This window comes from Anaeromicrobium sp. (genome assembly GCF_025210435.1).
Classification (GTDB): domain Bacteria; phylum Bacillota; class Clostridia; order Peptostreptococcales; family Thermotaleaceae; genus Anaeromicrobium.
Genome location: NZ_JAOART010000117.1, coordinates 1 through 13,437, shown reverse-complemented (window position 1 = coordinate 13,437; position 13,437 = coordinate 1). Strand labels below are relative to the sequence as shown.

Below are 13,437 nucleotides of genomic sequence, written 5' to 3'. Positions count from 1 at the left end.
TCAAAAGTTATGTATAACTAAGAAGCTAGTAAATCCTCATAATCTGAGGAACTAACTTGCTTGGATTTTATTATTTTACTTATGGCTAATTTACTTGTTTTATCAATAATGCAAAAAATACTTTTCCTTAGAAAATACCTAGCTGTAGCTTCTGAGTGTATACTATTAGATTTCGTCCTTAAAAACCTCATAGGGAACTTGGGTCTGTTCATCTCAGATGAAAATTTTAGGGCTAAAATTTGAAACAATCCTATAGCTATAGATTATTATCATTTTTAGTGGATCTAGATCCAGTTTAGTTGATGCCAAAATGGAATTTATACCTTGATATTTTACTAGGACAAATGGTAGTTCCTTGTAAAATCCCTTACCCCTTGGAGTGTTATTTTTTTTATGAATTTATTTAAGAACTTTTGACTGTCTAGATATATTAGAAAAAGAGAAAAATAAAAAAAGTGGTACTTATAATAAAAAAGAAGTTTTCTATATGTTGGTAAAAGAATTTCACAATAAATGTTATATGTGTGAATATAAAGAGTCTTCCTCATTAAACATAGAACATTTTAAACCACATAGAGGAGATATGAAACTAAAATTTAAATGGCAAAATTTATTTTTGTCCTGTGGTCACTGTAACAATATAAAAATGGACAAGTATGAGAATATATTAGATTTTACTAATTCAGACCATGACGTTGAGAATTGGATAAAATATTATGCAGATACATTTCCAAAAACGAAAGTGAAGATAAGTGCTCTAAACGATGATCAATTAGTTAATAAAACGGTAGAACTACTTAATAAAATCTATAATGGCGCAACTCATCAAAAGGAAGTTGAGGGGAAAAATATAGTTAGGAAGTTAAAAAAAGAATTAATACAATTTCAAAATAATCTATGGCAATATGAAGAAGCAATTGATGAAGATGAAAAAGATTATTATAAAAGAAGAATAAAAAAACAAATACATGTAAGTTCAAGTTTTACAGCTTTTAAAAGATGGATTATAAAAGATATAGAACTATTATATGATGAGTTTAAAGAATTTATATAAAAAACTTAATCTTATCTATAACTTAATCAGTTAGAATTGTATTAGATCTAGGGCCAGTTTTATACTCTGATGTTAACCATATCTCCTATAATATCTATTTTATTCATATCATCGTATTTATTGATTTTATCTAATTCTATTAATTTATTCTCATATTCACAATAGAAATTTAGGAAAATATATTAATGAACCATCAAATAATTTAAATCCATCTGCTGGACATGATGTGATTATGCTAGACTACAGAAAATGTGGTATTTAAGGAGAACCAGAAGTTGTTCATGTAGATGAAAGTTATGATTACAAAATCACATTCCTAGCAAAGAATTTTGAGGAGTTTATTAATTGGTTAGTAGAAAGAGCAATTCAATTAAGTATTATTAAATGGGAAAAGAGGGATAGAATAGATGGATGATAAACTTCATAGAGATATGGATTTAAAGATATATGAATCATTAAAAAAAATATTAAATTATGATAAAAAGAGATTGATAGTATTATCTAAAAAAAGAAGAAGTGTATTTAATGAAGAATTAGATAAAATCCAACATGTTGATAATATTAGACTTATAAAATATTTACTTATTTTATGTTTTGACAAAGATCTTATTATTGCCTCAAGGGCACTGAAACATTTAAAGAGAATAATGGATAATTTAACTATTAAGGAATTATTATTCTTTGCAGAATATTTTAGAAGTAAATACTACGGTTATTATATTGATTGTCATATTCAAAACAGGTATAAGGAAGTTAATATGCATAGAGTTGATTTAATAGACCGTTTCGGAAAAGAAGGAATTTATATATTAGCAATTCTAACTTTACATCCAGATGGACATGTACGTGAGGATTCTTTAAGGAAATTATTAGAATTTGAACATGGTTTTAAAATAAAATTTGTAATGATAAGAGTTAACGACTGGGTTAAACCCATAAGAGATTTTGCTAAAAAAGAATTGATCAAGTACATAAAAGATGAATATATAAAAGATATTATTGAATGCATACTAATTATAGAGAGGATGAATAATTGGGGCCGTGATGATTTTTTAGATATAGTATTTAAATTAGAAGAGCTTATTATTAATGAGAGAAACTACAAATTACTGTTGGATATGTATGAAAATAGTGAAGAAAGATTAGTTAGAAGAAAACTATTTAAGTATTTATTAGAGATTAATAGGACAATTGATTTGATTATTAATATTGGGTTAAAAAGTAAAGATATTGTTATTCTTAGGGATACAATTGAAAAAATCCATGAGGTTATAAATGAAGATAATGAGGAGTTAATTTATAAAGCTTTGAAAAAAAATAAGAACCTAGTATGCAAAATAGCAGCAATTAATATATTAGAAAAAATGAATGTACCAGACTTCCATAAAGTGCTTATTCCATTTATGTATAATAAATCATATATACTTAGACATTATGCTAGATATAAGCTGAAGGAAAAGGGAATAACAAACTTTAGAGAAATGTATTTAGATGAAATAGATAAGGAAAATTATAATCTAAATGGTATAATATTTGGAATTAAGGAGACTGGAAATAAGGGAGATATTAATTATATATTAAAATATCTTGAACATGAAAAGGTGAATATTAGAAAAACAGCATTATCTACCATATATAAGTTGAATTATAAGGAAGGGATAGAATATGCTATAGATAAGTTAGTATCGGATAATATTAGTGAATCAAATAATGCAAAAAAATGTTTGGAGAATAATATCTTATTATTGGATGAAAATATGATATTTGAATTGTTTGAACTTGAAGGATACGAGGACCATGTATATATGAATCTAATAAAATTAATAAATCATTATCCTAAATGGGATGGAATTTTGCAACTATTAAAAATATTAAAAATATCAAGTGGCACTTATATTAAAATGATTAATTATGAAATAGAATTATGGATAAATAAATTTAATAGAAGTTTTATCCAACCTAGAAAAGAACAAGTAGATATTATTAGAAATATATATATGATGGCAAATAATAAATTGAGTAGTGATAATAGTCTTCAAATAGGATATATATTAAAAGGAGTTTAGACGAGAATATAGGCTTATAAGTCAGGTGTATTATAATAAGAATAAAGAGTTTTGAAAAAATGCTACTATAAATAAGATTATAACAAGGTTGAAACCTTATTACAGAGGTACCAAAATTGAAAAAATTAATCTGTCATAAAGCCATTGGTTCATATGGATTTCAAGATAGTATGAGTTATTTATATGAAGCGTATTATGAATGTGAAGATGAGGAATAATTAATAGAATAATTAAAATCAATAAGGCGATTGAAAATATAATATTTCTTAGATAAGAATTAGGAGAGGGAGAACTAAATGGATATGAAAAATATTGAAAAACAAATAGGACCACTAATTGAAGATTTTGATACATTTATAAATTATATAGAAAAAAATAGCCCAAGGTTGTCAGCCAAAATGTTAGTCTTAGGGAAAAAGGATTCCTTTGCCCTTAATGAACAGATGAACTTTAAAAACAATGTGATTAAGGCCAGTTATAATCAGGATAAGTATCTAATAATAGACCTGATTTTTTCCCTATGCATTGATGGTGGATTATTTTTTAGGGCAAGTGAGGAAAAAGGGAAAATTAAACTAGTGAAAACAAATAAATTAGATGGATATAAAAAACTAAATAATTTAGAGAAATATGTATTTATAGTGGAAACCTTTTGGTCAAAATATCATAATGATAAAATTTCCCATGGTAATTTCAGTGTAATAAATCGTTATAATTTAATGACAAAAATAGCTGAATTAAAAGAGGGATATATGATAACAAAGGGATCTAAGTCAGATATTGGAATGTGTTTTTCAACGCTATCAAGATTTACCCATCATTTGAAGTTCCTAGGATGGTGTGATTTAGAACTGATAGAAGGAGCAAAAAGTAAATATGATGATTCTATAAAAGAAATTAAACCAACTAAATTAGGTATAGAAATATGTAAAAAACTCACAAAAGAAGGTATTACCTACTGGGGCGAGGAAGAAGCAGAATTTTTAGTATATTCATATGATGAAGATTATAACAAAGAAAATAAAAGTCTTTTTCACATTATTTCTCAAGTATTTTCAAAAGGAACAGTAAGCCAAGAGTTAGAAGAAGAAGAAATTAACAAAAAAGGTGCATATATATTTAAGGTTTCTTTAGATAAAAATCTATGGAGAACCATAAGGCTATGTCACAATCATACTTTTCATGAATTCCATATGCTAATACAAAGGGCTTATGATTTTGACAATGATCATTTATACGGGTTTTACATAGGAAATAAGAGTAGTAGAGAAAAAGAAATTTATTCGGGTAATCCTATGGGGGTAAGTGATGAGTATGAAGAATTAACTATAGAAGAGGCTAATTTATATGAAGGACAAATACTTACATATTTATTTGACTATGGTGATGAATGGAAGTTTAATATAAGAGTAGAAGAATTTATAGAAAATGAAAAAGGACTTACCACTGGTGAAATTTTAGAATCTAAGGGTAAATCACCAGAACAATATTCCATGTGGTAATAGAAGTAATTCAATATCTTGAAATAGGAAATCCAGTAGACTAAGTTTAAAACTAGTCTACTGGATTTTTATAATATAACTCATGTTTTTTACACACCTAATACAATACAATATAATATGTAGTTCGTAGTTCACTGAATTCACTTCTAATATGTTTATCATAATATTTTTTATCCTACTTATACGCTATAATCAAATTTGAAATTGAATATAATAGATTTGTAGGCACAATCTTTTAAAATTCTAAAATTTTGGAATCTAGGAGATTGGACATGATTAAATTCTTGTTATAATAATTCTGCACAATTCAGTTTGTAATTGTATCAAGGAAGTTGCTTTGTATAAGTCAAATCTATTTTACCACTAATTATAAATATTCTTCTGTCGTTGCATAGATAAGAATTCAATAACTTAATCGTAAATAAGTTAATTAAGATTAAGTTATTCTTGATTAAGTATTTTGATTTTAGTTATAATATAAATATGAGGTGATTATATGAGGTTTATAGGAAGACAATATGAACTCAAAACTTTAAATAAATTATATAAACAAGATTCCTTTCAATTTGTAGTAATGTATGGACGGCGAAGAGTTGGAAAAACCAGATTATTAAGTGAGTTTTGCAAAGATAAAGAATCCATATTCTTTGTGGCAGAAGAATATAATGACAAACTAGCATTAGAGAAATTTTCTAAAAGAATATTACAATACTATGGAATGAATGAATTCATGAGTTCCTTTGAATCCTGGGAAAAGGCATTTTTATTCTTGGGGGATAGGGCAAAGGAAAAGCCATTAGTATTAATAATGGATGAATTCCCGTATATTGTTATGGCAAATAAATCTATTTCATCATTACTTCAGAATTTAATAGATCATTCATTAAAGAATACAAAATTGTACATAGTTGTATGTGGTTCCTCTATGAGTTTTATGGAGAAGGAGGTTTTGTCCTATAAGAGCCCTTTATATGGAAGAAGAACAGCTCAATTAAAAATAGAACCCTTTGACTTTTATGATAGTATTAAGTTTTTTCCAAAATATGATTTTGAAAGTAGGGTAGTATCCTATGGAGTATTAGGTGGAATACCTCAGTATTTATTAAAATTCAATGATAAGTACCATGTGGAAGAAAATATAAAGGAGCATATATTAGATAAGTCCAGTTACCTACATGAAGAACCTATTAATCTTTTAAAACAAGAACTAAGAGAGCCAGCCTTATATAATTCTATAATAGAGGCCATAGCCACAGGGAGTTCTAAACTAAATGAGATAGGAACTAAGGTGGGAGAAGATACAGCTAAATGCTCAAATTATATTAAATCATTAATAGAACTTCAGATTATAGAGAAAGAAATACCTATAGGAGAAAAGGCCACTACAAGAAAAACCATATATAATTTAAAAGATAATTTATTCAGATTTTGGTACAAATTTATTTTTAACAATGTGGATTTAATAGAACAAGAGATGATTGATTATGTTTATAGTGAGAAAATTGTGCCACAGCTTAGTGATTTTATGGGAAGTGTGTATGAAAGCATATGTATAGATTATTTAAAAAGAAAAAATAAGAAATTAGAATTACCATTTATTTTTGAGAAGGTGGGTAGATGGTGGGGGAACAATCCTGTGAAGAAAAGACAAGAGGAAATAGATATATTGGCAATAAATAAAGATAAGGTCTTAATTGGTGAATGTAAATGGAGAAATGAGCTATTAGGAATGAAAGTTGTAAATGGATTAATAGAAAAGGCAAGTATATTAAATTATATAGATAAATATTACATGTTTTTTTCTAAGAGTGGATTTACTAAAGAGGTATTAGATTTTGCTGAATCTAATGAAAAAATAATATTGGTAAGTAATATGGAAATAAAAGAATAGGCTCTAGTTATAGGGCTTATTCTTTTAGCTCATATTATTATAAAATTAGACCTTAGCATTTATATTTAAAATTTTAATAGAGTTGATTATACTATTAATTTCTTCATAAAGTCCTTCATACATCCTTTTTGATTCTTCCGATAAATTCTTTATATGATCCTTACTTGGATAAGAAAGATAATATATAAGATTGTCTTTTTCCCCTAATAAAACATTATTTTCAAAGTTGGATAATGATTTAATAGATTTTTCTCCAAGGATATCTTTTTTGTAGATATTAAAATGAATGAATTGTTTATGACTCTTAACTAGATTCATATATTCTTCATCAAATTGAAGTTCATATAATTGAGTATTATTTTTCCCCTTCTCCATTTCTCTCATTTTATCCATTATTTCTTTTGGAATAAATAATACTTTTATAGAACCATATAAAGGAAATGTATCAATGAATGGGCCATTCACATTAATTTCAATATACTCATTATTTATCCAAGATTCTGGCTGAATAAAAGATAATCCTAATTCTTCAGATATTAAAATATTTGATTGATTGTTTTCTATATTAGATTCTTGTAACTCCTTCTCATTTATATGAATGTCCTCGCAGCCTCCAGCAAAAAATACAAATATCGTAATTGTTATAGCTGCTACTATTTTTTTAAACATTAATATCCTCCTAAACATCCTAGTATTTTTTATGAAACTTAATAGATTTATAATATCATGTTTTACTAGTGATAGACATATAGAATTTAATAAAATTGAGTTATTTCATGATTATGCCCTTTCTCAATCATTATAATTCACACCTAGAGAAAAGGAAATTGACTTTTAAAAATTAAATTCAGACCTTAAAATAAGGGCCATATGGAGAACACCGAAAAAAGATTTTCACAAAAAATCATAAATATACATGGAAATGAAAAAAATCTTATCAAATAGGGTAAAATATATAATATATGAGAAAGAAGGTGCTTTATGGAAAGAGAAAAGAATCAGCTAATAGTAATAATTAAAAGGGATGGAAGATTTGAATTTGATTTTCAATCCATCACAAAAAAATTAAATGAAGAACAAATATCAATACAAGACAATATAATAAGTGCCTTTGAAGAGGATGAAAATAAAGGACTGTTTTTTTTAGGAGCTTTAAAAAAATCAGTCATACTATCAGAATCGGTGGCCTATTTAAAAGGAATCATAAATATATTTATAAAGAATTTATCTACAAATCCTAATATAGAAAAATCAAGGGAAAATACCATAGTTAATATGGATGAAACACAAATGAAGAACCTATTAAACAATGCCCCATATATATTAGGTAGTGAGTATCTAAATGATACATGGATGAAATTATTTTTTGAGAGATTAAACAACTCTTTTAGGGAACTAATATTAAAACATGAGGGAAGTGTTTCAAATTTTTTCTCATCCTATTATATAGATATAAATTTGGCTGGGCGAGTATTTTTTCACCTGGTAGAAAGTAAAAAAGAAGAGTACCCCTTTGCATTTTTAGCCACCTATTCAATATATAATGAAGAAAAGGCTTCATCTAAACACCTTCCCCTAAAAAATGCATTAATAGAATATGAAGACAATAAGGAAAAACTAATATCATTATTAGCCACTGTGAACAAGGCATCTAAAGAAAGTTCATTGATTTCAGAACTCATATCTACAGGAGAAATATTTCATCCTATAGGTTTAAGTATTAATGAAGCATATACCTTTTTAAAGGAAATTCCCCTATATGAAAGTTCAGGTATACTATGTCGTATTCCAAACTGGTGGAAGAACAAAAATAAATCATTAAAAATGTCTGTGAATATGGGCGAATCTGTGAAATCAAGGGTAAATAGTGAGGCCCTAATAGATTTTAATCCCCAGATATTTTTAGGAGAAGATGAGATTACCAAAGAGGATATAAGAAAACTCATTTCAGAAACAGAGGGATTGGCTTTTATAAAGGGAAAATGGATAGAAGTGGATCATGATAGGTTAAAGGAAATGTTAAAGGCCTATGAGAAGGCTCAAGAATTAACAAAAGGTGAGGATATAAACATTATAGAGGCATTAAAATTCAAATTAAATGCTGAGAAGATATTAGATATTAAAGATAGTGAAGGGGAATTAGAAGTTACTAATGGACAGTGGCTAAATTCCGTATTTGACAGATTATCAAATCCAAATAAAATCCAACCCATAACATGTGGAGATAATTTTAACGCGACCTTGCGTTCTTATCAAAATACTGGTATAAGTTGGCTCAATTATATGAAAAACTTAGGTCTTGGTGCATGTCTTGCAGATGATATGGGTCTTGGAAAGACAATTCAAGTTATTGCCCTTTTAAATCATATAAAGGCAAATAAAAAGGAAAAGACTATTTTAGTAGTACCAGCTTCCCTTATTAGTAACTGGGTTTCTGAGATTAAAAAGTTTGCACCACTATTAAAATATTATGTAATACATCCATCAGAAAATAAGGACTTAGATAAGATAGATATGACTTATACAAAATCCTATGATTTGTTCATAACAACTTATGCCATGGTTTCAAAATATGAGTGGGTTAAAGAGGTCCTTTGGGATACGGTGATTTTAGATGAAGCACAGGCCATAAAAAATCCTCGTACAAAGCAGACAAAAACAGTAAAAGAGCTAAAGGCTAAACATAGGATAGCCATGACAGGTACTCCCATAGAAAATAGGCTTTCTGATTTATGGTCTTTGTTTGACTTTTTAAATAAGGGTCTACTTGGAAGTACTAAGGAATTTAATGATTTTATAAAGGCATTAAAACAAAAACAAAAGGGCTACTCTAGGCTTAAAAAGGTTGTTAACCCATTTATCCTAAGAAGGGTAAAGACAGATAAAAATGTAATTTCTGACTTACCAGATAAAATAGAAATGAAAACCTATGCAAACCTTACTAAAAAACAAGTTGTATTATATGGCAAATTAGTTAAAGATATAAAAGAAAAACTAGAATCGGCAGATGAAGGGATACAACGTAAGGGTATAGTACTATCATCCCTTATGAAATTTAAGCAAATATGTAACCACCCATCCCAGTACTTAGGTCAAGAGTCATATGGTGAAAATGAAAGTGGTAAGTATGCTAGATTGAGAGAAATATGTGAAACTATTTATGAAAAAAGGGAAAGGGTCTTAGTATTTACACAATTTAGGGAAATGGTAAAACCCATTAGTGACTTTTTAGAGGAAATTTTTAACCATAAGGGTGTTTCACTACATGGAGGGACGGCAGTAAAGAAGAGAAAAGAAATCGTAGATATTTTTCAAGGAGAGGAATATGTACCCTTTATGGTTTTATCAATAAAAGCAGGAGGGGTAGGCCTAAATCTTACGGCGGCTAATCATGTTATTCATTTTGATAGATGGTGGAATCCAGCAGTAGAAAATCAAGCAACGGACAGAGCCTTTAGGATAGGACAACAGAAAAATGTCATAGTTCATAAATTTATAACTAAAGGAACCATTGAAGAAAAAATTGACATGATGATAGAAGATAAAATAAAACTTTCTAAGGAGATCGTTTCAGATTCACAAGAAAATTGGATTACAAATATGAACAATGATGAAATACTAGATTTATTTAAGCTAAAAATATAGTAAAGAGGTGAAGCTTATGTCATTTTACGGAGGATTTGCCCCCTATGTAACCGTAGCAGAAAGAAGGGCTAGAGCGGAAGAAGCTATTAAAGAATTGAGAAAAAAAGGTTCTAATATATCGCCCATAATAATAGAAGGACGGGCCATGGCTAAAAAGTGGTGGGGTAAATCATGGAATAAAAACTTAGAAAGTTATTCGGACTATTCTAATCGTATTTCAAGGGGTAGAAGTTATGCTAGGCATGGGTCCGTAATAGATTTGAAAATCACAAAGGGAAAGGTAAAAGCTCTAGTACTAGGAAGTGGACATGAACCCTATAAAGTAAATATTACAATAAAAGAGTTAGGAAAAGAATCTTGGGAGAGTATTGTAAGTGAATGTCTAGGGAAGATTCAATCTATTGAAAAATTATTACAAGGTCAATTTCCAGAAGAACTAGAAGAACTATTTGTGTCAAAGAGACAGGGGTTATTTCCAACTCCTAGGGAAATAGAGTTTCATTGTGATTGTCCAGATTATGCAATTATGTGTAAGCACGTGGCTGCCGTATTATATGGAGTGGGAGCAAGATTAGACAATGAACCATCTATATTTTTTACTTTAAGGGGTGTAAATATGGATGATATTATTTCAGAGGCTGTAACTAAGGAAACTAAGACCATGCTTGAGAGATCTAAGAAGAAGGGTCGCAGAGTTATTGAAGATGATGAAATATTTAATATGTTTGGAATAGATACGGATGAATAAGGGCATTTTTTATGGTATAGAAGCTTAGGTCTTGAAAATAATCCAAATTCCTCAGTGAGCTGACTAGTTTTTTTTCATATGCCTTATAAATTAATATAATGGGGGAAAAAATTATTTTTTCAATATGCCCTATTATAGGTTTTAAAAATAATTTAGGTGGGTATATTATTTATGAATCCTTATAAATAATATATTCATAGTAAAACTTAGTGTTAGAAAATAGAATAACCTATAGGGAATAGTCTCATATGAAAATTAAAAAAAGAAAATGGAGTGATAAAAATGACTAAAAAACTTGAAATTTACAAATGTGAAGTCTGTGGAAATATTGTAGAGGTAGTTAAAGGTGACGGAGCACCCCTTGTATGCTGTGGAAACAAGATGACTTTATTAGAGGAGCAAACAGCTGATAGTTCAACAGAAAAGCATGTTCCATATATAGAAGAATTAGAAGATGGATATAAGGTTAAAGTAGGTGAGAGTCAAAATCATCCTATGGTAGAAAAGCATTATATTATGTGGATTGAATTAATAGTAGGAAATAAGATTTATAGACAAGAATTATCTCCTACAGATGCACCTGAAGCAGTATTTAAGGTAGAAAAATCAGACAATGTTATTGCAAGAGAATATTGTAATATACATGGTCTTTGGAGAGGAAACCTATAATATATAGGAAATTAATTAAAGGTTTTTATAAAGGGAGAATTTATCTGCCATAGGTATGGGGAGATAAATTCTCCCTTTTAATATGCCTAAAAAGACATATTAAGGAGTTTACTTTCATATTATAGTATAAAAATTAGGTATGTATAGTTATATCTAAGGGTAAAAAAACTAAATGATAAATTAAGGTACCTTACTCATGTTTAGGCGTAAACCTAGTAAATGAAAAGTTTCTTTTATTGGTTTAGGCCTTTTATGTTATATATCATATTTAATTAAATTAAAGGGAGGAATCATTATGAGTAATGGAAGCGTATTTGGTAAGTTACAAAAGCTAGGTAAATCTTTAATGTTACCTATTGCAGTAATGCCAGTAGTCGCATTATTACTAAGGTTTGGAGCTCTTTGGAACTCTAAGGTACTTATAGCAGCGGGGGAGGCCGTATTTGGGAATCTGCCCATATTATTTGCCATTGGTGTAGCAATAGGCCTTGCAAAGGATAACAATGGAGCAGCAGGACTTGCAGGTGCCATAGGATATTATACTACAACGGCAGTGGCACCAGTTTTTAATGAAGCTATAGAAGTGAAGAAAATGGGTGTACTTGCAGGCATGGTAGCAGGTATAGTGGCAGGTAATTTATACAATAGGTATAACGAAATTAAACTACCTGATTTCCTAGGATTTTTTGCAGGAAAGAGATTTATTCCGATTATAACATCATTAGTATCTATAGTAATAGGGATTGCCTATGGATACATTTGGCCACCAGTTCAGGTGGCAATAGACTCAGTGGCCAACTGGATTATAGGGGCAGGAGCACCAGGTTATTTCGTATTCGGTACAGTAAATAGACTATTAATACCAACAGGATTACATCATATATTAAATAGTATAGTTTGGTTTGTATTTGGAGAATTTAATGGAGCCACAGGGGACTTAGGAAGATTCTTTGCAGGGGATAAAACTGCAGGGGTATTTATGACAGGATTTTTCCCAGTAATGATGTTTGGCCTGCCAGCAGCAGCCTTAGCCATGTATACAACTGCTAAAAGGGAAAACAAAAAACTTGTAGGTGGAGCACTGGCATCCGTTGCATTTACAGCATTTTTAACAGGTATTACAGAGCCAATAGAATTTATGTTTATGTTCTTAGCACCAGGATTATATCTAATTCATGCCTTACTAACAGGTGTTTCACTAGCAGTAACAAATATACTAGGAATTCACCATGGATTTGGATTCTCGGCAGGAGCTATAGATTATGTGGTAAATATGGGATTGGCTACGAAGGGAATGTTGTTAATTCCTGTTGGATTAGCATTCTTTGTTGTATATTATGTTATATTTGTGTTTGCCATTAAGAAATTCAATATTAAGACAATTGGTAGAGAAGATGTGGAAGAAGGGTCTTTTGTAGATTTAAAGAAAGACAATGATATGGATGCATTAGCTATAGAATATTTAGATGCCCTAGGTGGTAGTGACAATATTGTAGAATTAGATTCTTGTATTACTAGACTTAGACTTGTATTAAATGATACGGATGTAGTTGATCAATCTAAATTAAAGGTATTAGGTGCATCGGGAGTATTAAAAATGAACAGCAAAAATATGCAAGTTATAGTAGGTACGAAAGTAGAAGTATTATGTAGTAGAATGAAAAAATTACTAAGCATGAAATAAAAAATATAAACGGGAGGTAGATATTTATCTACCTCCTGTTTATTGTATAAGTGAAAACCACCTGCTGTGCGGGTGGTTCAAAAAAGCTTCCAGCGGTGAGCAGAAAATAAAAGACTCCTTTGTTAGAATAGTATTTAGGTTTGCCGACCAAATACAAAACAAAGGAGAATGCCCAAAT

At 29.1% G+C, this 13,437-nt stretch carries 9 protein-coding genes; 8 read left to right on the top strand and 1 reads right to left on the bottom strand.

Annotation, left to right across the window (positions count from 1 at the left end; genetic code table 11):
* Nucleotides 1–487: 487 nt before the first annotated feature.
* From N4A57_RS14335 to N4A57_RS14320, 4 genes are all read left to right on the top strand, one after another.
* On the top strand, nt 488–1,054 hold the full coding sequence (locus tag N4A57_RS14335; protein WP_330671527.1) for an HNH endonuclease: 567 nt from the start codon (nt 488–490) through the stop codon (nt 1,052–1,054).
* Between the two features lie 407 nt (nt 1,055–1,461).
* Nucleotides 1,462–3,120, top strand: coding sequence for a hypothetical protein (locus N4A57_RS14330; protein WP_293658683.1), 1,659 nt, complete (start codon nt 1,462–1,464; stop codon nt 3,118–3,120).
* A gap of 296 nt (nt 3,121–3,416) precedes the next feature.
* On the top strand, nt 3,417–4,622 hold the full coding sequence (locus N4A57_RS14325) for an IS1096 element passenger TnpR family protein (RefSeq protein WP_293658682.1): 1,206 nt from the start codon (nt 3,417–3,419) through the stop codon (nt 4,620–4,622).
* 496 nt (nt 4,623–5,118) lie between these two features.
* Nucleotides 5,119–6,513, top strand: a complete 1,395-nt coding sequence (locus tag N4A57_RS14320) for an ATP-binding protein (RefSeq protein ID WP_293658681.1) — start codon at nt 5,119–5,121, stop codon at nt 6,511–6,513.
* Nucleotides 6,514–6,558: 45 nt separating this feature from the next.
* On the opposite strand, the gene N4A57_RS14315 is transcribed toward N4A57_RS14320, so the two are convergent.
* Nucleotides 6,559–7,182, bottom strand: a complete 624-nt coding sequence (locus N4A57_RS14315) for a hypothetical protein (protein ID WP_293658680.1) — start codon at nt 7,180–7,182, stop codon at nt 6,559–6,561.
* A gap of 312 nt (nt 7,183–7,494) precedes the next feature.
* On the opposite strand from N4A57_RS14315, the gene N4A57_RS14310 reads away from it, so the two are divergent.
* The 4 genes from N4A57_RS14310 to nagE all read left to right on the top strand — a co-directional run bounded on the left by N4A57_RS14310 (nt 7,495) and on the right by nagE (nt 13,259).
* Nucleotides 7,495–10,158: a DEAD/DEAH box helicase gene (locus N4A57_RS14310; protein ID WP_293658679.1), complete on the top strand. Its 2,664-nt coding sequence runs from the start codon at nt 7,495–7,497 to the stop codon at nt 10,156–10,158.
* Nucleotides 10,159–10,174: 16 nt separating this feature from the next.
* Nucleotides 10,175–10,906 (top strand): SWIM zinc finger family protein, encoded by a 732-nt coding sequence (locus N4A57_RS14305; protein WP_293658678.1) that lies wholly within the window; start codon nt 10,175–10,177, stop codon nt 10,904–10,906.
* Between the two features lie 282 nt (nt 10,907–11,188).
* Entirely contained in the window at nt 11,189–11,575 is a 387-nt protein-coding gene (locus N4A57_RS14300; RefSeq protein WP_293658677.1) for a desulfoferrodoxin, read from the top strand.
* Nucleotides 11,576–11,870: 295 nt separating this feature from the next.
* The gene (gene nagE / locus N4A57_RS14295) at nt 11,871–13,259 is read left to right on the top strand and encodes an N-acetylglucosamine-specific PTS transporter subunit IIBC (RefSeq protein WP_293658676.1); all 1,389 of its coding nucleotides are present in this window, start codon (nt 11,871–11,873) and stop codon (nt 13,257–13,259) included.
* Nucleotides 13,260–13,437 lie beyond the last annotated feature (178 nt).